Here is a 22,415-nt window from a genome sequence, read left to right on the forward strand (position 1 = left end):
GCGGCACGGTGCCCGAGGGCACAGGCCGTGCCGGCGGCGCTCAGCGCTCGTTGCGTTTCTTCTGCTTGGGGCGTGCAGGTCCGGGCTGGCCGAAGCTGGCGCCTTCCGGGTCCTCGTTGATCACGCGCTCGTTGCGCTGCTCGCGCAGCACGGTGCGGGACACGCGCTTGGCTGCAGGCTTTGCGGGAGCCTCCTCCTCGGCCGGCGCCTGGGCCGGCTTCACCTCGGCGCCCTGCTGGGCATGGACGAAGAATTCATGGTTGCCGTCGCCGCCCTCAATGGGCGAATCCAGCCACTGCAGCACCTTCAGGCCCTGTTCGGCCAGGCATGCGCGGATGCGCTGCTCCACCTCGGCATACAGCGCCGCATCGCGCACGATGCCGCCCTTGCCCACCTGGCCCGGCTGCAGCTCGAACTGCGGCTTGACCAGCATCAGCAGATGGCCGTGCGGCTTGAGCAGCCGCGTGACCGCGGGCAGCACCAGCGTGAGCGAGATGAAGGACACGTCGCCCGTGACGAAGTCGAACTCGGGCGTCACGTCCACGTCGGCGAACTCGGCCTTGCGGCGGCGCTCGGTGGCCACAGCGCCCTCTTCGCGCGCCCGGGCCTTGCTGGCACGCTCGAGCTTGAAGTTCTCGATGTCCTGCTCCTTGGCGTCGTCGCTGTCGTCGTAGTCCTCGTCGACCACGCCGCCGTTGCGCATCCATGCATAGGGCGCGACGGGCTGGGTATCGTTGTCTTCGGGGTCTTCCTCCCAGCGCTCGGACAGCACTTCCTCGCAGGCATCCTGCAGGCTCTCTGCGGTCATGGCGCGGGCGTTCAGGCCTTCCACGCAGATCACGCGCACATCGGCGCGCAGCCTTTCGTGCAGCTGGCCGTGGCCCACGTCCACGCCGATCACCTGCGCCGCGCCCTGCTGCAGCAGGCAGTCGGTGAAGCCGCCGGTGCTCTGGCCCACGTCCAGGCAGCGCAGGCCCGCGACCTTGAGGCCCGTGGCCGCCAGCGCGCCCTCGAGCTTCAGGCCGCCGCGCGAGATGTACTTGGCCTCGGCCGCATCGAGCAGCTGCAGCTCGGCGCCGGCCGGGATGTCGTCGCCGTTCTTAGCCACCTTCTTCCAGGGCGCCAGCGGCGTGAGCCGCCATTCGACGCCCGAGGCAATCAGGCGCTGGGCCTGGGAACGGGTGGAGGCATGGCCGGCTTCCACCAAAAACACATCTGCGCGCATCGCGTCGCTTCCTTAGAGATCAACCAGGGCCGGGGCCGCCAGCGGCGGTCGCCCAGCTTATGCTTTGTTTATTGCAGCAGCTTGCGCCTGCCTGCCCTGCATTTCTGCTTGAAATACATCGCAAGACAAGGCAGACCGTGCGCAAGCTGCTACAAAGCTTGCGCACCGGAACCGATCAAGGATCAGTAGCGGTAGGTGTCGGGCTTGTAAGGGCCTTCCTTCTTCACGCCGATGTAGTCGGCCTGGGCCTGGGTCAGCTCGGTCAGCTGGGCACCGACCTTCTTCAGGTGCAGGCGGGCGACCTTCTCGTCCAGGATCTTGGGCAGCACGTAGACCTTGCCGACCTGGTAGGCGTCGGGGCGCGTGAACAGCTCGATCTGCGCCAGCGTCTGGTTGGCGAAGGAGTTGCTCATCACGAAGCTGGGGTGGCCGGTGGCGCAGCCCAGGTTCACCAGGCGGCCCTTGGCCAGCAGGATGATCTTCTTGCCGTCGGGGAAGGTGATGTGGTCGACCTGGGGCTTGATCTCTTCCCACTCGTACTTCTCGATCGACGCCACGTCGATCTCGTTGTCGAAGTGGCCGATGTTGCAGACGATGGCCTCGTTCTTCATGGCCACCATGTGCTCGTGGCGGATGATGTCGCGGTTGCCGGTGGTGGTCACGAAGATGTCGCACTTGTCGGCGGCATATTCCATGGTCACCACGCGGTAGCCTTCCATCGCGGCCTGCAGGGCGTTGATGGGGTCGATCTCGGTCACCCACACCTGAGCGCTGAGCGCGCGCAGGGCCTGGGCGCAGCCCTTGCCCACGTCGCCGTAGCCGGCCACCACGGCCACCTTGCCGGCGATCATCACGTCGGTGGCGCGCTTGATGCCGTCCACCAGCGACTCGCGGCAGCCGTACAGGTTGTCGAACTTGCTCTTGGTCACCGAGTCGTTGACGTTGATGGCGCGGAACTTGAGCGTGCCCTTGGCCGACATCTCGTTGAGGCGGTGCACGCCGGTCGTGGTTTCCTCGGTCACGCCGATGATCTGGGCGCTCTTGCGGCTGTACCAGGTCGGGTCCTCGGCCAGCTTGGCCTTGATGGCGGCGAAGACGATCTTCTCTTCCTCGCTGGTCGGGCTGGCCAGCACGGACAGGTCCTTCTCGGCGCGCATGCCCAGGTGCATGAGCATGGTGGCATCGCCGCCGTCGTCCAGGATCATGTTCGGGCCTTCGCCTTCGGTGCCCTTGGCGCCGAACTCGAAGATGCGGTGGGTGTAGTCCCAGTAGTCCTTGAGCGACTCGCCCTTGATGGCGAACACGGGCACGCCGGTCTCGGCAATCGCCGCCGCGGCATGGTCCTGCGTGGAGAAGATGTTGCACGAAGCCCAGCGCACCTGCGCGCCCAGAGCCGTCAGCGTCTCGATCAGCACGGCGGTCTGGATGGTCATGTGCAGCGAGCCTGTGATGCGCGCGCCCTTGAGCGGCTGGGCGGCGGCGAATTCCTCGCGCACGGCCATCAGGCCGGGCATTTCGGTTTCGGCGATGCGGATTTCCTTGCGGCCCCAGTCGGCCAGGGAAATGTCGGCGATCGCGCGGTCTTGGGTATTGCTCATGAAAACTCCTGCTCGGAACAAACTTGGAAACGGTCCACGATCTGCAGCAGGAGGGGAAAAAGCGCCGCACCGCACAGAAAGCGTGGGTGAGCGTCGTTGCGAGTGTCGGGTCCGAGCCTCACGCCCCGCCTGATGGGGACGCTGCAACGCTCCTCGGATAATCGCCGATTATAAGGGCTTGCCCGAGGCCTGCACACGCCCGGCCAGAGCCGCGACCAGCGCCAGCACCGCCAGCGAGACCAGGCCGACCCCGTTCCATCCCCAGCGCCCCCAGAACCAGCCGACGCCAGCGCCCAGCACGCTGGAGCCCATGTAGTAGCCCCAGAGATAGAGCGAGGAAGCATGGCCCTTGGCCTGGGCGGCCAGCCGCCCGACCCAGCCGCTGGCCACGGAGTGTGCGACGAAGAAGCCCGCCGTCATCAGCACGATGCCGGCCACGACGGCCGCGAAGGCGGGCAGCAGGGTCAATGCCACGCCGGCGGCCATGAGCAGCGTGCCTGCGACCAGCACCGGCCCGCGCCCCAGCCGGTCGGCCAGCGCGCCGGCCACGGGCGAGGCGACGATGCCGAACAGATAGGCATAGAAGACATGGCTGATCTGCAGCTGGCTCATGTGGTATGGCGCTCCGCCCAGCAGAAAGCCCGCGTAGTTGTAGACGCTGACGAACACGCCCATCAGACCGAAGGCGACCAGGAACAGCAGGCGCAGCCCCGGATGGCGCAGATGCTGCCCCCAGGCCTGCAGGTGATGGCGGGCGCCCAGGCCTGCGCGGCGCACGAAGTTGCGCGAAGGGGGCAGCAACCAGGCAAAGCCCAGCGCCGCAGCCAGATCGATCGCCGACAGCAGGGCCAGCGCGTGGCGCCAGCCCCAGAATTCCGTCATGGCGCTCATGCCCACGCGGCCCAGCATGCCGCCCAGGGCCGTGCCGCCCACATACAGGCCCATGGCAAAGCCCAGCCCCTTGGGGTCTATCTCCTCGGACAGATAGGCCATGGCCACGGCCGGCACGCCACCCAGCAGGATGCCTTCGAGCGCGCGCGCCGCCAGCAGCGCATGCCACTGCGGCAGATAGGAGGCCACCAGATTGCATACGGCCGCCAGCGCCATGGAGATGAACATCAGCTTGCGCCGCCCCAGCCCTTCGGACAGCGCCCCGGCCAGCACGATGGAGACCGCCAGGCAGGCCGTGGAGACCGACAGCGCCAGCGCGCTCTGCGCCGGGCTCACGGCAAAGGTGACGGCCAGCTCGGGCAGCAGCGGCTGCACGCAGTACAGCAGCGAGAACGTGGCAAAGCCGGCCAGGAACAGGGCCAGGCTCACGCGCCGGTATTCGGGCGTGCCGCGCCGTATCCAGACCGGCAAGGCACTGGCGGTCCCGGTGGCGGGCTGGGAAGAAGGAGTCACATCCGGCGTGGCGCGGTTCATGGCAAGAGGCAATCAGCTGACCGCGCGATTGTGCGCCGCACAGTCCTGCCTGGCTGGCTGCGGGTTGTTTGGCGCGTGGCCGCGCAGTGCCAGCCGTTACAGTCTCGTCCTGTGCGCAATGCCTGACACCCCATCGTGACCCCTGCTCCCCAGATCAAAGGCTGGTGCCCCGGCGCCTGGCAACCCATGGCCTCCGGCGACGGCCTGGTGGTGCGCGTGCGCCCGCCCCAGGGAAGGCTGAGCGCCGGCCAGGCACTGCAGCTGGCCGAGCTGGCCCGTGTGCACGGCAGCGGCGTCCTGGAGCTGTCCAGCCGGGCCAATGTGCAGCTGCGCGGCATTGCGCCCGACCGCCATGCCGCAGTGCTCGATATCCTGGCCGGCTGCGGACTGCTGGACGCCGATGCGCGCCGCGAAAGCCTGCGCACCATCGTGCTCGACCCCCTGTGGCAGCCCGGCGACGGCGTGCGCGAGACAGCCCAGGCCCTGGAGGCCGCACTTTTTCAGCCTGAAGCACAGGCCGCACTGCAAGGGCTGCCCGCGAAATTCGGCTGGCTGGTCGCAGGACGCGGCCACCGGGCGCTTGCCGGCGTGCCCGCGGACATCCGCCTGCTATGCCTGCCCGCAGGCCGGGCCGCCGACACCGGGCACCGCTGGCATCTTCTGGTCCAGGGCCTGCCCCGGCTGCTGGCCGCAAGCACGCTGCCGGCCGCCATTGCCGCGGCCCTGGAGCTGGCGCGCTGGTGCGCGGACCAATCCCGCACACGCAAGGCAAAGGGCCTGCACCCGGGCCGCATGGCTGGCCTGCTGGCGCAATACCAGGCCGCCCATCACCGGCTGCCCGACTGGCAGTTGCCCGCAGGCGCCAGCCTGCAGGCTTTGGAGGACGCCGCCTTCTGCATGCCATCGGCACCTGATCCGGCTCCGGGTCGGCAAGGCCCGGACGGCCCCTATCCGGGCCTGCTGGCCGGCGCGCCGCTGGGACGGCTGTCCGCCAACGCCCTGTCCCGGCTGGCGCGGGTGCTGCGGGATACCCGGGACCGGGACGGGCAGGCGCCCCATCTGCGCATCACGCCGTGGCGCATGCTGCTGATCGAAGGCCGCGCCTGGTCCCCTGCTGCGCTCAGGCAGGCCGGACTGGACGATGCCCGGGAATGGATCACCGATGCCGGCGACGCGCGCCTGCGGGTATGCGCCTGCACGGGCGCACCGGGCTGCAGCCAGGCGCTGGCGCCCACCCTGGACCTGGCCTTGCAGCTCGCGCCCCAGGTGCCGCCCGGTGCCCTGCTGCATGTCTCCGGCTGCGCCAAGGGCTGCGCCCGGCAACGCCCCGCCGACATCACCCTGCGGGCCCAGGCCGGCACGGCAGCCGACGGAACGCCTACCGCCTCGTTCGCCGTGGTGCAAAACGGCACGGCACGCGACGTGGCGCAGCAGGAGCTGGAAGCCTGCGCCCTGCGCGACAATCCCCGCCTGTTCTCCGAAAAGATCGAATGGCTCACGTCTACGAAACCAATGGCGCCGAAATCTATCGCCAGTCCTTTGCCACCATACGCCGCGAAGCCGACCTGACCCGCTTCACCCCTGACGAGGAACGCGTGGTGGTCCGCATGATCCATGCCGCCGGCATGGTGGAGCTGGCGCCCCATGTGCAGTTTTCCGGGGAACTGGCCGCGGCCGGCCAGCGCGCCCTGCAGGCCGGCGCGCCCGTGCTGTGCGATGTGCGCATGGTCAGCGAAGGCATCACGCGCTCGCGCCTGCCTGCGGGCAATCCCGTGATCTGCACCCTGCACGAGCCCGGCGTGGCCGAACTCGCCCAGCGCCTGCAGACCACGCGCAGCGCCGCGGCGCTGGAGCTGTGGCGTCCCCACCTGGAGGGCGCGGTGGTGGCCATCGGCAACGCGCCCACGGCCTTGTTCCATCTGCTCAACATGCTGCAGCAGCCCGGCTGCCCGCGGCCCGCGGCCATCATCGGCTGCCCCGTGGGCTTCATCGGCGCGGCGGAATCCAAGGAGGCGCTGATGCAGGACCTGCCCGCGCCCGCCATGATCGTGCGCGGCCGCCTGGGCGGCTCGGCCATGACCGTGGCCGCCGTCAACGCACTCGCCAGCCATGCAGAGTAAGCCCGAGCACGCCGCGACCGCCGGCATCGTCTGCGTGGGCCTGGGCCCCGGAGACCCCGATCTCATGAGCGTCAAGGCCGACCGCCTCGTGCGCCAGGCGCGCCATGTGGCCTTCTTCCGCAAGAAGGGGCGTCCCGGCAAGGCCCGCCAGGCCGTGCAGGGCATGCTGGCCGAGGGGGCCGCCGAGTACGCGATGGAATACCCGGTGACCACCGAGCTTCCCGTGGAAAGCGAGGCCTACGTCGAGCTGCTGTCCCGGTTCTACGACGACTGGTGCCTGCGGCTGGCCGAGCTGGCACGGCACGAGCAGGTCATCGTGCTGTGCGAGGGCGACCCCTTCCTCTACGGCTCCTTCATGCACCTGTACACGCGGCTCAGGGAGCGGGGCGACGTGCGGCTGGAGGTCGTTCCCGGCATCCCCGGCATGGTGGGCTGCTGGCACGCGACGGGCCTGCCCATCACCTGGGGCGACGATGTGCTCAGCGTCATGACCGGCACGCTGCCCGAGGACGAACTGGTGCGGCGCATGCAGGCCGCCGAAGCCCTGGTGGTGATGAAGGTGGGCCGCAACCTGCCGCGCATCCGCCGCGCGCTGCAGCGCTGCGGCCGCGCCGATGCCGCCTGGCTGGTGCAGAACGGCACCACGGCCGCCCAGCAGGTGGCCAGGCTGAGCGAGGTGGGGGACGAGGTCTGTCCCTACTTCGCCATCGTGCTGGTGCACGGCCAGGGCCGCCGTCCGGAGGCCGCATGGTGACGGCCTCCCCCATCCGGCAGGGCCGCCTGACGATTGCCGGCCTGGGCCCGGGCGCGCTGTCCCAGGTCACGCCCGAGGCGGCCGGCGCCCTGCGCCAGGCCAGCGATGTGATCGGCTATCTGCCCTATGTGGAGCGGGCCCGCGCCCTGCTGCAGGCGCAGGGCGGCGCGCCACCATCCATCGGCTTTCATGCCTCGGACAACCGCGTGGAGCTGGAGCGGGCGCGCCTGGCCCTGGAGCTTGCGGCCCAGGGACGCCAGGTGGTCGTCGTGTCCTCGGGCGACCCGGGCGTCTTCGCCATGGCCAGCGCCGTCTTCGAAGCCATGGAGCGGGCCACCCCGCAGCAGGCGGCCGCATGGCACGCGCTGGACGTGCAGGTGCTTCCCGGCATCACGGCCATGCTGGCCGCCGCCGCGCGCGCCGGTGCGCCGCTGGGCCATGACTTCTGCTGCATCAATCTCTCGGACAACCTCAAGCCCTGGCCCGTGATCGCCAGGCGCGTGCAGCTGGCCGCCGAAGCCGACTTCGCCATGGCCTTCTACAACCCGCGCTCGCGCAGCCGCCCCGAAGGCTTTGTGCGCCTGCTGCAGCTGCTGCGCAGCCACTGCGAGCCCCAGCGCCTGCTGGTCTTTGCGCGCGCCGTCTCCACGCCCCAGGAATCGCTGCAGGTCTGCAGCCTGCAGGACGCCCACCCGGACATGGCCGACATGCGCACCGTGGTGCTGGTCGGCAGCAGCACCACGCGCCGCGTCGGCCCCTGGGTGTATACGCCGCGCTCCTATGCCGCGGAGTCCCCTGCCCCGGCGGCCGCCGGCAGCGCGCCATGAGCAATCCAGTGCAGGACTTCGCCCGCGCTGCCCGTGCGCAGGCGCTGCGGCAGCGCGGGCCGCTGCACCATGACGACCGTCAGGCCCAGGTCCCGCGCCGCGTCCAGCTTGCCGCGCGTGGCCTCGCCGCCCGCATTCTTGGTGACCAGCCACTCGATGCCGTGCGCCTCGAGCAAGGCCCTGTCATGCGCGGCGCTGAACGGGCCGCGCTCCACCAGGACCGTGGCACCGTCCAGCGGCAGCTCGCCCGGCCCGGGCGCATCCACCACGCGCAGCAGGTAGCGGTGCTGCCGCTGCGCCGCGAACGCCGCGAGCTGCTTGCGTCCCACGGACAGAAAGACCTTCGCGGCCCGGACCGGCAGGGCAAGCGCCGCGGCCTCCATGTCGGGCACGCAGATCCAGCGGTCGCCCTCGCCGGCCTGCCAGGGTGCGCGCTCCAGCGCGATCAGCGGCGTGCCCGTGAGGGCGCAGGCCTCGCAGGCATTGCGGCTCATCTGGGCGGCAAACGGATGCGTGGCATCGACCACATGGGTGATGCCGTGCTCCCGGATGAACCGCGCCAGCCCCGCGGCACCGCCAAAGCCGCCGCTGCGCGTGGGCAGGGGCTGGGCCACGGGGTTGCGGGTCGCGCCCGCATAGGAAAACACGGCCCGCACGGCCGCGCCGTGCAGGGCCCGGGCCAACTGGCTGGCGTCGCTGGTGCCGCCCAGCAGGAGAACATGTGTCATGGCTGATCCGTGGCTGACCTTGATCGGAATGAATGAAGACGGGCTGCAAGGCCTGAACGCGGCCGCACGCCGCGCGCTGGACGCCGCGCACACTGTGTTCGGCGCCCCCCGCCACCTGGCGCTGGCCCAGGCCGGCGAACGCGGCCGGCCCTGGCCCGTGCCCTTCGATGCGGCGCCCGTTCTGGCGCTGCGCGGACAACCGGTCGCGGTCCTGGCCTCCGGCGATCCGTTCTGGTTCGGCGCAGGCGGCAGCCTTGCCAGGCTGCTCGAGCCCCACGAATGGCGCTGCCATGCCCAGACCTCCACATTCTCGCTGGTCGCCGCACGCCTGGGCTGGCGCCTGGAAAACACCGACTGCCTGGGCCTGCATGCCAGCCCCATGGAGCAGGTGCTGCCGCGCCTGGGCCGGGAGCGCCAGCTCATCGTGCTGCTGCGCGATGGCGACGCCGCCGCCGCCCTGGCGCGCTGGCTGCAGGAGGAAGGCTGGGGCGCGAGCACGCTGTGGGTGATGGAATCCGTGGGCGGCCCGCAGGAGCGCTGCCGCATGTTCACCGCCGGGCAGGCAGGCGACGCACTGGCCCTGCAGCCCGCGCAGGCGCCGGTCTGCGTGGCCCTGCTGGCGCGCGGCAGCGACGGACAGGCCGGCCTGCCCGCCACGCCCGGGCGGCCCGACAGCTGGTATGCGCACGACGGCCAGATCACCAAGGCGCCCGCGCGCGCCATGACGCTGGCCGCCCTGGCCCCGCGGCGCGGCCAGTGCCTGTGGGACCTGGGCGCCGGCTCGGGCTCGGTGTCCGTGGAATGGTGCCTTGCGGGCGGCCAGGCCGTGGCCGTGGAGCAGCACGCCGCGCGGGTGGACAACATACGCCGCAACGCCGGGCGCTTCGGACTGCAGCAGGCCCTGCACATCGTCCACGGCCAGGCGCTGCAGGCCTTGCAGCTGGTGCAGACCTGGCCCGGAACGCATGCCGTCCCGCAGGCGATCTTCGTGGGCGGCGGCTTCGACGCCGTTCTCTTCGAGGCGCTGCAGGCATGCATGCCGCCCGGCTGCCGCCTGGTCGTCAATGCCGTGACGCTGGAAACCCAGGCCTTGCTGGTGCAGCTGCACGGCAGGCATGGCGGCCAGCTGCTGCGTCTGGAGCTATCCAGCGTGGAGCCCCTGGGCCGCCTGCACAGCTGGAAGGCCGCGCGGCCGCTGGTGCAATGGGTCTGGCAGCGATGAGTTTGCAGCCTCCCTCCCACGGCGCCGGGCCGCAGCCGCAGATACCGCATGGGCAGACCGCCCGCATCGTCCTGGGCCTGGGGCTGCGCGCCAGCGCCACCTCCCGCAGCCTGCAGGGCCTGTGGCTGCAGGCCTCGCAGCGGCTGGCCTGTCCGGCCTTTGCCGCGGCCGCCGTGCTGCAGGCCAAGGCCGCGCACCCCGCACTGCACGCCTGGCTGGCGCAACTGCCCTTCGAGGCCCTTCTGGTACCCATTGCGCCGGCGCAACTGCCGGGCCAGGCCGTGGCCACGCACTCGGCGCGCCTGCAGGCGCGCTACGGCACGGGCAGCGTGGCCGAGGCCGCGGCCCTGGCCGCCGCCGGCCGCGGCGCCACGCTGATCCTGCCCCGCCTGGTGAGCCAGGACGGCTGCGCCACGCTGGCCGCCGCGCTGGCCGCCGGCGACTCCATGGAACGTGTTGACGATCTCCACGCAGCCGCGTTGGAGTGCCCTCGGGATGCGTTCGAAGCGATGCGCTCGCTGCCTGCACCGGGGTGCAGGCAAGAGGCAGCGCGAAGAATTCGCCCGATTTCGCTCCAACCGTTCGGGACAGCGGCTTTGCGGCCATCCGGGTCAGGGGCGGTCTGCGGCGTTGCCAATCCTCGCAACAGCACAGCCATGGCTGCGGTATGGCGCGCGGGCGGCCGCTCCCCAGCACCCTATCCCGCCAAGTCGCTGTCGTGGCGCGAGGAGAGCGTCAACACGTTCTTCAACCCCATATCCCAAGGAGCGACGGAATGACCGTGCACTTCATAGGCGCCGGACCTGGCGCCGCCGACCTGATCACCCTGCGCGGCCGCGACCTGATGGCGCGCTGCCCGGTGTGCCTGTATGCAGGCTCCCTGATTCCGCGCGAGCTGCTGGCCCACTGCCCGCCCGGCGCGCGCATCATCAACACCGCGCCGCTGAGCCTGGAGCAGATCATGGAAGAGATCGGCGCCGCCGAGGCCCGCGGCGAGGACGTGGCCCGCCTGCATTCGGGCGACCTGTCGGTGTGGTCGGCCATGGGCGAGCAGCTGCGCCGCCTGCGCGCCCTGGGCATTGCCTACACGGTCACGCCCGGCGTGCCTTCCTTCGCCGCCGCTGCCGCCACGCTAGGCGCGGAGCTGACCCTGCCCGGCCTGTGCCAGTCGGTGGTGCTGACCCGCACCTCGGGCCGCGCCACGGCCATGCCCGAGGGCGAGAACCTGGCCGCCTTTGCCGCCACCGGCGCCGTGCTGGCCATCCACCTGTCCATACACGTGGCGGGGAAAGTGCAGTCCGAGCTGCTGCCCCACTATGGCGCGGACTGCCCGGCCGCCATCGTCTGGCGCGCCAGCTGGCCCGATGAAACCGTGGTGCGCACCACCGTGGGCGAACTGGCCCGCGCCGTGGCCGCCAGCATGGAGCGCACGGCCCTGATCCTCGTGGGGCGCAGCCTGCAGGCCGAGGACTTTGCCGAAAGCCGCCTCTACGCCGCGGACTACGACCGCCGCTACCGTCCCCTGGGCAGGGAGCCGCGCTTTCCCGCGCCGGGCGCCGAAATGGACACGGCTACCGACAGGCCGCTGCCCGAGGGCCGCGCATGAGCCCGCCGATCCGGCCCCTGCCGCCCCTGGAGCTGAGTCTGATCGGCATTGGCACGGGCAACCCCGACCATCTCACGCGCCAGGCCATGGCCGCCATGAACGCGGCTGACCTCATACTGCTGCCGCACAAGGGCGAGGACAAGGCCGAGCTGGCCGCGCTGCGCCGCCAGCTGTGCGATGCCGTGCTCGCGCATGCCCCGCGCATCGCAGGCTTCGACATGCCGGTGCGCCGCAGCCACGGAGACGATTACCTGGAGCAGGTCGACGAGTGGCATGCGGCCATCGCCCGCTGCTGGCAGCAGGCCATCGCCCGGGCGCTGGAGAGCGGACCGCCGCCGGAAGGCGGCCCTGCATCGCCGCTGCGCGTGGCCCTGCTGGTCTGGGGCGACCCCTCCCTCTACGACAGCACGCTGCGCATCGCTGCGCGCATGCAGCCCGCGCCCGTGCGCGTCACCGTGGTCGCCGGCATCACCGCCATGCAGGCCCTGACGGCCGCCCATGCGCTGGCCGTCAACGAGATCGGCCAGCCCTTCATGGTCACCACGGGCCGCCAGCTGCGCGACCACGGCTGGCCTGTGGGCGCGGACACGCTGGTGGTGATGCTGGACGGCCAGTGCAGCTTCACCACGCTGGCGCCCGAGCTGGCGCGCGAGGTGCGGATTTGGTGGGGCGCCTACCTGGGCATGCCCCAGCAGCTGCTGGAGCACGGCCCCCTGCCCGAAGCCGCGCCGCGCATTCTCAGCCGGCGTGCCGCCGCGCGGGCGCAGCACGGCTGGATCATGGACATCTACCTGCTGCGCCGCGGCACCGCGGCCTGAGGGCTGGCACGAGACGGGCCGACAGGAGCGAGTCCCTGCCTTGGGCCCTGGCTTCATGGGGTCCGCAGGACGCCACCGGGCAGCAACGGGCCGCCAAAGTTAGAATATCGGCCTCTGGCCCATGCCGCTTTCCGGCACGCCCTGGCACAGCGCCTGCCGTGCCGTCAGCGCCGCGGCCCCCGTCTTTTCCACTGGCCGGCTCCACCCTGCCACCAAGCGCACCCATTACCGTGTCATACGCCTCAGAAACCCGGCGCCGCCGCACCTTCGCCATCATTTCCCACCCGGACGCGGGCAAGACCACGCTGACCGAAAAGCTGCTGCTGTTCTCGGGCGCGATCCAGATCGCCGGCGCCGTCAAGGGCCGCAAGGCCAGCCGCCATGCGACCTCCGACTGGATGGAGATCGAAAAGCAGCGCGGCATCTCGGTGGCCTCGTCGGTGATGCAGATGAGCTACCGCGACCACGTGATCAACCTGCTCGACACCCCCGGCCACAAGGACTTCTCGGAAGACACCTACCGCGTGCTCACGGCCGTGGACTCGGCGCTGATGGTGATCGATGCGGCCAACGGCGTGGAAGCGCAGACCCGCCGCCTGATCGAGGTCTGCCGCCAGCGCGACACGCCCATCATCACCTTCGTCAACAAGATGGACCGCGAAGTGCGCGACCCGCTGGACATCATGGACGAGGTCGAGCGCGAGCTGGGCATGCCCTGCTGCCCCATCACCTGGCCCGTGGGCCAGGGCAAGAGCTTCGGCGGCATCATCAACCTGCGCACGCAGAGCATGACGGTCTTCACTGCCGGCAGCGAAAAGCGCCCCCAGGACTTCGAGGTGATCCCGCTGGCCGAGGCCGACAAGCTGCGCGCGCGCTTTGGCCAGGCCTTCGACGATGCGCTGGAGAGCATGGAGCTGGCCGTGGGCGCCTCGGCCGAGTGGGACCATGAAGCCTTCCTGGCCGGCAAGCTCACGCCCGTGTTTTTCGGCTCCGGCGTGAACAACTTCGGCGTGATGGAAGTGCTGGACGCGGTGGTCGACATGTCGCCCCCGCCCGGCCCGCGCGTGGCCTTCGCCGAGGTCAACCGCAACCGCGAGGAGCGCATCGTGCGCCCCGAGGACGAAAGCTTTTCGGGCGTGGTCTTCAAGGTGCAGGCCAACATGGATGCCAACCACCGCGACCGCATCGCCTTCGTGCGCGTGGCCAGCGGCAAGTACACGCCGGGCATGAAGATGAAGGTGCAGCGCACCGGCAAGGAGCTGCGCCCCACGTCCGTCGTGACCTTCATGAGCCAGCGCCGCGAAGCCGTCGACGAAGCCTATGCCGGCGACATCATCGGCTTCACCATCCACGGCGGCGTGCAGTTGGGCGACTCCATCACCGACGGCCCCAATCTGCAGTTCACCGGCCTGCCCTTCTTCGCGCCCGAAATGTTCATGACCGTGGTGCTCAAGAACCCGCTGCGCACCAAGCAGCTGCAGCAGGGCTTGATGCAGCTGGGCGAGGAAGGCGCGATCCAGGTCTTCAAGCCCGATGTCGGCGGCAACATGCTGCTGGGTGCCGTGGGCCAGCTGCAGTTCGAAGTGGTGCAGCACCGCCTCAAGACCGAGTACGACTGCGACGTGCGCCTGGAAGGCTGCCAATACACCGGGGCCCGCTGGATCACGGCCGACTCGCCCGCCGAGTTGCGCGAATTCGAGAACGCCTACCCCATGCGCCTGGCGCACGATGCGGCCGATACCCTGGCCTATCTGTGCACCAGCCCCTACGACGTGCGGCTGGCGCAGGAGCGCTTCCCCAAGATCCACTTCCATCCGCTGCGCGAGCATGCGGGGCTGTCGCTGGGCAGCGCGAACTAGCCTGCCCCCGAGCGGCTTTGCCCAGGCGGCACCGCCGCCTCCCCTGGAAGGGGTCGACATCTTCGCTGCGAGGCGGCGCGGCCGGCTTGGGCATCTTGCGCGGTGCCTCTGAGCGGGACCGCGCCGGCTTCCAGCGACGATCACCTTGAGAGAGTTTTGTTGTGAGCCAAGAATTCCTGCGTCCCTTGTCCGAACTGCCTGTCCCCGCGAACCTGCTGGGCGTGCTGACCGATATCGACGACACGCTGACCACCGAGGGCGTGGTGCCCGAGCACGTGGTGGCAGCCATTGCCCGCCTCAAGAAGGCGGGCCTCAAGGTCGTGCCGATCACGGGCCGCCCGGTAGGCTGGAGCGTGCCGTTTGCCCAGGCCTGGCCCGTGGATGCCATCGTGGCCGAGAACGGCGCCGTGGCGCTGCGCCGCCATGCCGGTGAGGACAGCGCGCTCGAAAAGCTCTACCAGCAGGACGACGCCACGCGCGCGGCCAACTTCGCGCGCATGCAGCAGGTGCTGGCCGAGGTGGAGGCGCGCGTGCCCGGCGCCAGCCGCGCCACCGACTCGGCCGGCCGCGAATGCGACATTGCCGTGGACCACAGCGAGTTCACGCAGATGGCGCAGGCCGATATCGACGCCTGCGTGGCCATCATGAAGGCTGCGGGCATGAATGCCACGGTCAGCTCCATCCACATCAACGGCTGGTTCGGCGAGCACAACAAGCTCGAAGGCGCGCGCTGGATCGTCAAGGCGCTGTTCGGCCTCGACCTGGACGCCACGCTGGACCGCTGGGTCTACATCGGCGACTCGACCAACGACCAGCTGATGTTCGAGCACATGCCCCACAGTGTGGGCGTGGCCAACATCGCGCGCTTCGTGCCCCAGCTCCAGCACCTGCCGCGCTATGTGACCCAGGCCGAGCGCGGCGACGGCTTCGTCGAGCTGGCCGAACATTTGCTGCAGCAGAAATAAGAGCAGCTTGCGGCTGAGGCAGCTGCATTTCAGTATGAATCTCTGCTGAAATCCTCTAGGAACAAGCGCCAGCCGCTATCCATTTGAAGCATGGCTGCCCGGAACGGCCGTGCTCTCGGCCGCACCTGCACGAAATTCAAGGGTTTACCCGATTTTCATAAAGGCGCAACCTCTGCGACATTTCACGCCACAAAAGGTTGCACCTCGCTTTTGCAGTCGCTTCCGAGAGCCCGCTTTTCCATTCATTCCCAACCATGTCCACCACCATAGGCATCAAAGTCGATGACGCTTTGCGCGAGCGTATCCGCGCGTCTGCGCAGCAAATGGGCCGCACCCCGCACTGGCTGATCAAGCAGGCCGTCGTGCAATATGTCGATGCGCTGGAGCGCGGCGCCTCCACCATCCGCCTGGCCGGCATGCAGGATGCGGGCGACGAGGCCGGGCACGAGGAGGTGCAACCCGAAGCTTCGCAGGAGGTGCAACCTTTTCTCGCCTTCGCCCAGTCCATCCTGCCGCAGACGCCGCTGCGCGCGGCCATCACCGCCGCCTGGCACCGGCCCGAGCCCGAGTGCCTGCCCGTGCTGCTGCCGCTGGCCCGCGCCCAGGATGCCGAGCAAGCCGCCAAGGTGCGCGAGCTGGCCACGCGCCTGGTGCAGGGCCTGCGCGATGCGCCCGCCGGCAGCGGCGTGGCCGCGCTGGTGCAGGAGTTCTCGTTGTCCAGCCAGGAAGGCGTGGCACTGATGTGCCTGGCCGAGGCGCTGCTGCGCATCCCCGACCGCGCCACGCGCGATGCGCTGATCCGCGACAAGATCAGCAAGGGCGACTGGAAGTCGCACGTCGGCCGCTCGCCCTCGCTGTTCGTCAACGCCGCGGCCTGGGGCCTGGTGCTCACGGGCAAGCTCACCGCCACCAGCAGCGAGAAAAGCCTGTCGTCGGCGCTCACCCGCGTGATCGGCAAGGGCGGCGAGCCGCTGATCCGCCAGGGCGTGCACCGCGCCATGAAGCTCATGGGCGAGCAGTTCGTCACCGGCCAGGACATCGCCGAGGCGCTGGCCAACAGCCGCGCCTATGAGAAGCAGGGCTTCCGCTACAGCTACGACATGCTGGGCGAGGCCGCCACCACCGATACCGACGCGCTGCGCTACCTGCAGGCCTACGAGCAGGCCATCCACGCCATCGGCGCGGCATCCAACGGGCGCGGCATCTTCGAGGGCCCGGGCATCTCGATCAAGCTCTCGGCCCTGCACCCGCGCTACAGCCGCGCCCAGTACGAACGCGTGATGGGCGAGCTGCTGCCGCGCGTGCTGCACCTGGCCGAGCTGGCCAAGCACTACGACATCGGCATGAACATCGACGCCGAGGAGGCCGACCGCCTGGAGCTGTCGCTGGACCTGCTCGAAGCCCTGTGCGCCGCGCCCTCGCTCAAGGGCTGGAGCGGCATAGGCTTCGTGGTCCAGGCCTACCAGAAGCGCTGCCCGCACGTCATCGACTACCTGATCGACCTGGCGCGCCGCAGCCGCCGCCGCCTGATGGTGCGCCTGGTCAAGGGCGCCTACTGGGACAGCGAGATCAAGCGCGCCCAGGTCGACGGCCTGGCCGGCTACCCGGTCTACACGCGCAAGGTCTACACCGACGTGAGCTACCTGGCCTGCGCCCGCAAGCTGCTGTCCGCGCCCGATGCCGTCTACCCGCAGTTCGCCACGCACAACGCGCAGACGCTGGCCAGCATCTACCACATGGCCCAGGCCGTGGGCGGCAGCTACTACAGCGGCCAGTACGAGTTCCAGTGCCTGCACGGCATGGGCGAGCCGCTGTACCAGCAGGTGACCGGCCCCACCAGCGAAGGCCAGCTGGCGCGCCCCTGCCGCATCTACGCGCCAGTGGGCAGCCACGAGACGCTGCTGGCCTACCTGGTGCGCCGCCTGCTCGAGAACGGCGCCAACACCTCGTTCGTGAACCGCATCGGCGATGCCAGCGTGCCCATCGGCGACCTGGTGGCCGACCCGGTGGAGGAAGCCCTGCAGATCGCGCGCCAGGAGGGCCGCCTGGGCGCGCCGCATCCGCGCATCGCGCTGCCCTCGGAGCTGTTCGCCCAGCAGGGCACCGCCGCGCGCGCGAATTCGCAGGGCATGAACCTGGCGCACGAGCAGCAGCTGGCCTCGCTGGCCGCTGCCCTGCTCTACAGCACGCGCCAGACCTATCTGGCCTATCCAAGTGTTCTGCCCGATGCCGAGCTGCCCGCCGACCCGGCCCGGGCCGAGGGCTGGCAGCCCCTGCGCAATCCGGCCGAGCTGTCCGACACCGTGGGCTGGGTGCGCGAGGCCACGCCCGACGAGGTGCAGGCCGCCGCCGCCCGCGCCTCCCAGGCCGCGCCCATCTGGGCCGGCACGCCGCCCGCGGCCCGCGCCGACGTGCTGGAGCGCGCCGCCGACCTGCTGGAGCAGCGCAGCCAGCCGCTGATGGGCCTGATCATGCGCGAGGCCGGCAAGACCCTGCCCAATGCCGTGGCCGAGATCCGCGAGGCCGTGGACTTCCTGCGCTACTACGCCGCCCAGGTGGCCGCGCAGTTCGACAACGCCACGCAGCGCCCGCTGGGCGTGGTGCTGGCCATCAGCCCCTGGAACTTCCCGCTGGCCATCTTCTGCGGCCAGGCCGTGGCCGCGCTGGCCGCAGGCAACACCGTGCTCGCCAAGCCGGCCGAGCAGACGCCGCTGACGGCCGCCGCCATGGTGGCGATCCTGCACGAGGCCGGCGTGCCGCGCGACGTGCTGCAGCTGGTGCCGGGCCCCGGCGAGACCGTGGGCGCGGCCCTGGTGGCGCACCCGCAGGTGGCGGGCGTGATGTTCACCGGCTCCACCGAAGTGGCGCGCATCATCGCGCGCCAGCTGAGCGCCCGCCTGTCGCCCTCGGGCCGGCCGATACCGCTGATCGCCGAGACCGGCGGCCAGAACGCCATGGTCGTGGACTCCTCCGCGCTGACCGAGCAGGTCGTGGGCGACGTGCTGACCTCGGCCTTCGACTCGGCCGGCCAGCGCTGCTCGGCGCTGCGCCTGCTGTGCCTGCAGGAAGACGTGGCCGAACGCACGCTGAGCATGCTGCGCGCCGCACTGCAGGAATGGACGCTGGGCAACCCCGACCGCCTGTCCACCGACGTGGGCCCCGTGATCGACGACGCGGCGCGCGCCCAGATCGAGGCGCACATCGCGCGCATGGCGGCGGCGGGCCAGAAGGTCACCCGCGTCGAGCGCAAGGACGGCGCGCTCAACGGGCATTACGTGGCCCCGGCCATCATCGAGATCGACAGCACCAAGCGCCTGACCCGCGAAGTCTTCGGCCCGGTGCTGCATGTGATCCGCTTCCAGCGCGACCAACTCGACGCGCTGGTGGACGGCATCAACGCCACGGGCTATGGCCTGACCTTCGGCATGCACAGCCGCATCGACGAAACCATTGCCCACCTGAGCCAGCGCGTGCATGCGGGCAACCTCTACGTGAACCGCAACGTGGTCGGCGCCGTGGTCGGCGTGCAGCCCTTCGGCGGCATGGGCCTGTCGGGCACCGGACCCAAGGCCGGCGGCCCGCTGTACCTGCACCGCCTGGCGCACGGCCCGGCGAATGCGGCGCTGGCGCCCTTCGAGCGCGCCGATGCGGCAGGCCAGCCCGCGCTGCAGCTGCTCGAAGCGCTGCAGCAGCTGCCCCTGCCCGCCCCCGACGCGCAGGCCGCCCGGCAGGTGCTGGCGACCACCCGCGAGGCCTCGCGCCTGGGCGCCAGCCAGCTGCTGCCCGGCCCCACCGGCGAATCCAACCGCTACCGCCTGCTGCCGCGCGGCCCCGTCTGGGCGCTGCCGCGCACGCCGCTGGGCCTCGCCGCCCAGGTGGCCGCGGCCCTGGCCAGCGGCAACCCCTGCCATGTGGTGCTGCCGGACGGCGATGCCGGCTGCGCGGCGCTGTGGAAGGCATGGACGGCCCAGCCGGGCGCCGCCCCATGGCTGCACCGCGCCGGCGCCGAGACGCTGGCCGACGCGAAAGCCCCCATGGCCGCCCTGCTGTTCGAGGGCGATGGCGATGCGCTGCTGCAGGTCGCCACCGCCGTGGCCGCCCGCGACGGCGCCATCGTGCGCATCGAGGCGCGCAGCAGCGACGAGCTGCACGCGGGCCGCGGCTACGACCTGGCCGCGCTGTGCCACGAGCAGTCGATCAGCACCAACACGGCCGCCGCCGGCGGCAATGCGCAGCTGATGACCATGGCTTGAAAGGTTAAGCATCCCCTGAGCGGCTACGCCGCTTCCCCCTCTCTCGCTACGCGGGAGGGGGACGACACCTTCGGTGCGGGGCGGCCCTTCCTCGGTGTCTCTGAGTTGGGCCGCGCAGTTGCATAGCTTGTCACCCATGGCTGACAAGCCTGTGTGATCACTGCGCTTATTTATTCAAACGAACTCAACACTAGGACACTCCATGCAATTTTCCTGGAACGATCCCACGGCGATCATGTTCGCCATCTACCTGGTGGCCATGCTGGCCATTGGCTGGCTCGGCTACCTGGGTACCAAGAACCTGTCGGACTACATCCTCGGCGGACGCAGCCTGGGCAGCTTCGTGACGGCGCTGTCGGCCGGCGCCTCGGACATGAGCGGCTGGCTGCTCATGGGCCTGCCCGGAGCCATCTACGCCTCGGGCCTGTCCGAATCGTGGATCGCCATCGGCCTGATCGCGGGCGCCTACCTGAACTGGCGCCTGGTCGCCGCGCGGCTGCGCCTGTATACCGAGCGCGCCGGCAATGCGCTGACCCTGCCCGATTACCTGGCCAACCGCTTCGAGGACCGCGCCAATGTGCTGCGCATCGTGACGGCACTGGTGATCCTGGTGTTCTTCACGCTGTACTGCGCCTCGGGCGTGGTCGCGGGTGCGCGCCTGTTCGAGAACATGTTCGGCATGCCCTACGCCACGGCGCTGTGGGTGGGCGCGGCCTGCACCATTGCCTATGTGCTGATCGGCGGCTTCCTGGCCGTGAGCTGGACCGACACCATCCAGGCCTCGCTGATGATCACCGCGCTGATCCTCGCGCCGGTCATCGCCTGGCTGGCCGTGCAGGGCCAGCTGCAGCCCGGCCAGGACCTGCATGCCATCGTGGCCGCCGAGAAGTTCGACCTGCTGCGCGGCGCCAGCTTCACCGGCATCGTGTCGCTGATGGCCTGGGGCCTGGGCTACTTCGGCCAGCCCCACATCCTGGTGCGCTTCATGGCCGCCTCGTCGGTGCAGACCATTCCGTCGGCGCGCCGCATCAGCATGACCTGGATGATCCTGTGCCTGGGCGGCGCCGTGGCCGTGGGCTTCATCGGCATTCCGTATTTCGCGGCCCACCCAGCCGGCGCTGGCGCCGTGAACGCCAACGCCGAAACCGTGTTCATGGAGATCACCAAGCAGCTGTTCAACCCCTGGATCGCCGGCGCGCTGCTGGCTGCCATCCTCGCGGCCGTGATGAGTACGCTGTCGTGCCAGCTGCTGGTGTGCTCCAGCGCGCTGACCGAGGACATCTACCGCGTATTCCTGCGCAAGAACGCCAGCCAGACCGAGCTGGTGTGGGTCGGCCGCGCCATGGTGCTGCTGGTGGCGCTGGTGGCCATCGCCATCGCGAGCAACCCCGAGGCCAAGGTGCTGGGCATGGTCAGCTACGCCTGGGCCGGCTTCGGCGCGGCCTTCGGCCCGGTGCTCATCCTGTCGCTGTTCTGGGGCCGCATGACGCGCGGCGGCGCGCTGGCCGGCATCGTCGTCGGCGCGGTCACCGTGCTGGTGTGGAAGCAGTTCGGCTGGCTCGGCCTGTACGAGATCATTCCCGGCTTCATTCTGGCCTGGATCGCTGCCGTGGCCGTGAGCCGCATGGGCCCGCCGCCCTCGCCGGCCATGCTGGCCGCCCATGAAGCCGTGGAGCGCGAGTTCACGCAGATCGGCGCCCGCTGAGCTTCCGGCGCTGCGGCAGCACGCCCGATGACGCATGCGCGCATCGGGCGTTCTTCATTCCATCATCGCCATCCGCGATGCGACCCGGCGCGCAAGACGATTGCGCTCCAAGGGCAAACCCAGGGTTGGTACTCACTACAATTTTTATGTTCATTTCCAACAACATATCAAGGGAGAGTCCGTGCCATGCGCATGATCCGCCGTACCTTTGTCGCCACCGCCGTGGCTGCAACCGCCACTCTTGCAGCAGGTGCTGTTTTTGCCCAGGTCAAGGAAGTGAAGATTGGCTACGCGCTGGCCGTGAACTCGCACTACGGCGCCGCCGCCAATGCCTGGGCCGAAGGCGTGGAAAAAGGCACCAATGGCGCCTACAAGTTCAAGCAGTTCCCCTCCTCGGCCCTGGGCGGCGAGCGTGAACTGATCGAAGGCCTGCAGCTGGGTACCGTGGAAGCGGCCATCGTCTCCACCGGCGCGCTGAGCAACTTCGTGCCCGACGTGGGCGTGGTGGACATTCCCTTCCTGTTCCGCGACACCCAGCATGCACGCGCGGTGATGGACGGCGCCTTCGGCCAGGAGCTGCTGGCCAAGTTCCAGAAACGCGGCCTGGTGGCTCTGGCCTGGGGCGAGCAGGGCTTTCGCCACCTGACCAACAACAAGCACGCCGTCAACACCGTGGCCGACCTCAAGGGCCTGAAGATCCGCGTGACCGAGAACCCCGTGCACATCACCGCCTTCCGCACGCTGGGCGCCTCGCCCACGCCCATGTCCTGGCCCGAGGTGATCGGCGCGCTGCAGCAGGGCACCATCGACGGCCAGGAGAACCCGATCTCCGTGCTGAGCTCGGCCAAGCTGTGGCAGGTGCAGAAGCACCTGACGCTGACTGCCCACGTCTATGCACCCATGGCCCTGCTGGTCTCGCCCTCGTTCTGGGGCACCCTGAACGCCAGCCAGAAGGCGGCGTTCACCGAAGGCGCCAAGAAGGGCGCCGTCGCTTCGCGCGCCTTCGTGGATACCGTGGAGAAGAAGGGCGTGGAAGAGGCCAAGGCCAATGGCATGCAGGTCGTCGAGAAGGTGGACCAGGCTGCATTCCGCACGGCGCTGGAGCCCGCCTACAAGGAATACGCGAAGAAGTTCGGCCAGAAGACCCTGGACGCCATCGCCGCCGCCAAGTAAATCGGCCCATTCCATGGACAAGGCCGGGCCTCGCCCGGCCTTGTTCGTTGAGGCACCGCCCGCAGCGGCAACAACGGCTGCGGGCATTACCAATGGCTTTATGGCGCCCGCTCACGGATGATTGCGCCGCCAAACAA

17 protein-coding genes and 1 riboswitch are annotated in these 22,415 nt (G+C 69.9%); of the genes, 13 read left to right on the plus strand and 4 right to left on the minus strand.

Going from position 1 to position 22,415, the window contains the following annotated elements:
• Positions 1-40: 40 nt before the first annotated feature.
• The 3 genes from Cte04_RS14905 to Cte04_RS14915 form a co-directional block, all read right to left on the minus strand.
• On the minus strand, positions 41-1,225 hold the full coding sequence (locus tag Cte04_RS14905) for a TlyA family RNA methyltransferase (RefSeq protein ID WP_066479592.1): 1,185 nt from the start codon (positions 1,223-1,225) through the stop codon (positions 41-43).
• Positions 1,226-1,407: 182 nt separating this feature from the next.
• A complete protein-coding gene (gene ahcY / locus Cte04_RS14910) occupies positions 1,408-2,823 on the minus strand; it encodes an adenosylhomocysteinase (RefSeq protein WP_066479599.1) in 1,416 nt (471 codons plus the stop codon).
• An 81-nt stretch (positions 2,824-2,904) separates the two neighbouring features.
• Positions 2,905-2,984: riboswitch (S-adenosyl-L-homocysteine riboswitch) on the minus strand.
• Positions 2,985-2,991: 7 nt separating this feature from the next.
• Entirely contained in the window at positions 2,992-4,248 is a 1,257-nt protein-coding gene (locus tag Cte04_RS14915; RefSeq protein WP_066479605.1) for an MFS transporter, read from the minus strand.
• 135 nt (positions 4,249-4,383) lie between these two features.
• On the opposite strand from Cte04_RS14915, the gene Cte04_RS14920 reads away from it, so the two are divergent.
• Genes Cte04_RS14920 through cobJ form a run of 4 tightly spaced genes read left to right on the plus strand, consistent with a single transcriptional unit; the run spans position 4,384 to position 7,949 of the window.
• Entirely contained in the window at positions 4,384-5,817 is a 1,434-nt protein-coding gene (locus Cte04_RS14920) for a ferredoxin-like domain-containing protein (protein ID WP_245633396.1), read from the plus strand.
• Positions 5,739-6,368 carry a precorrin-8X methylmutase gene (locus Cte04_RS14925; protein WP_066479608.1) on the plus strand — a complete coding sequence of 210 codons (630 nt, stop codon included), beginning with the start codon at positions 5,739-5,741 and terminating at the stop codon, positions 6,366-6,368. The genes Cte04_RS14920 and Cte04_RS14925 overlap by 79 nt, the downstream gene beginning before the upstream one ends.
• The gene (gene cobI, locus Cte04_RS14930) at positions 6,358-7,122 is read left to right on the plus strand and encodes a precorrin-2 C(20)-methyltransferase (protein WP_066479610.1); all 765 of its coding nucleotides are present in this window, start codon (positions 6,358-6,360) and stop codon (positions 7,120-7,122) included. The genes Cte04_RS14925 and cobI overlap by 11 nt, the downstream gene beginning before the upstream one ends.
• Positions 7,116-7,949 (plus strand): precorrin-3B C(17)-methyltransferase, encoded by an 834-nt coding sequence (cobJ, locus tag Cte04_RS14935; RefSeq protein WP_066479619.1) that lies wholly within the window; start codon positions 7,116-7,118, stop codon positions 7,947-7,949. Before cobI ends, cobJ begins: the two co-directional genes overlap by 7 nt.
• Here the strand turns inward: cobJ and Cte04_RS14940 are convergent.
• Complete coding sequence (locus Cte04_RS14940; RefSeq protein ID WP_066479627.1) at positions 7,901-8,677, minus strand: cobalt-precorrin-6A reductase; 777 nt, start codon at positions 8,675-8,677, stop codon at positions 7,901-7,903. The two genes, cobJ and Cte04_RS14940, sit on opposite strands and share 49 nt — an antisense overlap.
• Here Cte04_RS14940 and Cte04_RS14945 point away from each other — a divergent pair.
• The 9 genes from Cte04_RS14945 (at position 8,676) to Cte04_RS14990 (ending at position 22,278) form a co-directional block, all read left to right on the plus strand.
• On the plus strand, positions 8,676-9,899 hold the full coding sequence (locus Cte04_RS14945) for a bifunctional cobalt-precorrin-7 (C(5))-methyltransferase/cobalt-precorrin-6B (C(15))-methyltransferase (RefSeq protein ID WP_066479632.1): 1,224 nt from the start codon (positions 8,676-8,678) through the stop codon (positions 9,897-9,899). The genes Cte04_RS14940 and Cte04_RS14945 overlap by 2 nt on opposite strands.
• Complete coding sequence (locus Cte04_RS14950; protein ID WP_083526688.1) at positions 9,896-10,678, plus strand: cobalamin biosynthesis protein; 783 nt, start codon at positions 9,896-9,898, stop codon at positions 10,676-10,678. Before Cte04_RS14945 ends, Cte04_RS14950 begins: the two co-directional genes overlap by 4 nt.
• Positions 10,675-11,505: a precorrin-4 C(11)-methyltransferase gene (gene cobM / locus Cte04_RS14955; RefSeq protein WP_066479640.1), complete on the plus strand. Its 831-nt coding sequence runs from the start codon at positions 10,675-10,677 to the stop codon at positions 11,503-11,505. Before Cte04_RS14950 ends, cobM begins: the two co-directional genes overlap by 4 nt.
• Positions 11,502-12,323, plus strand: coding sequence for a precorrin-6A synthase (deacetylating) (gene cobF, locus Cte04_RS14960; protein ID WP_066479655.1), 822 nt, complete (start codon positions 11,502-11,504; stop codon positions 12,321-12,323). Before cobM ends, cobF begins: the two co-directional genes overlap by 4 nt.
• A gap of 230 nt (positions 12,324-12,553) precedes the next feature.
• A complete protein-coding gene (locus Cte04_RS14965) occupies positions 12,554-14,182 on the plus strand; it encodes a peptide chain release factor 3 (protein WP_066479663.1) in 1,629 nt (542 codons plus the stop codon).
• 161 nt (positions 14,183-14,343) lie between these two features.
• Positions 14,344-15,147 carry an HAD-IIB family hydrolase gene (locus Cte04_RS14970; protein WP_066479672.1) on the plus strand — a complete coding sequence of 268 codons (804 nt, stop codon included), beginning with the start codon at positions 14,344-14,346 and terminating at the stop codon, positions 15,145-15,147.
• Between the two features lie 254 nt (positions 15,148-15,401).
• The gene (putA, locus tag Cte04_RS14975; protein WP_066479674.1) at positions 15,402-19,400 is read left to right on the plus strand and encodes a trifunctional transcriptional regulator/proline dehydrogenase/L-glutamate gamma-semialdehyde dehydrogenase; all 3,999 of its coding nucleotides are present in this window, start codon (positions 15,402-15,404) and stop codon (positions 19,398-19,400) included.
• Positions 19,401-19,602: 202 nt separating this feature from the next.
• Positions 19,603-21,105, plus strand: a complete 1,503-nt coding sequence (gene putP / locus Cte04_RS14985) for a sodium/proline symporter PutP (RefSeq protein ID WP_066479679.1) — start codon at positions 19,603-19,605, stop codon at positions 21,103-21,105.
• Positions 21,106-21,291: 186 nt separating this feature from the next.
• Entirely contained in the window at positions 21,292-22,278 is a 987-nt protein-coding gene (locus Cte04_RS14990) for a TRAP transporter substrate-binding protein (RefSeq protein WP_066479680.1), read from the plus strand.
• Positions 22,279-22,415 lie beyond the last annotated feature (137 nt).

The sequence above is a fragment of the Comamonas terrae genome (assembly GCF_001544075.1).
Classification (GTDB): domain Bacteria; phylum Pseudomonadota; class Gammaproteobacteria; order Burkholderiales; family Burkholderiaceae_C; genus Comamonas; species Comamonas terrae.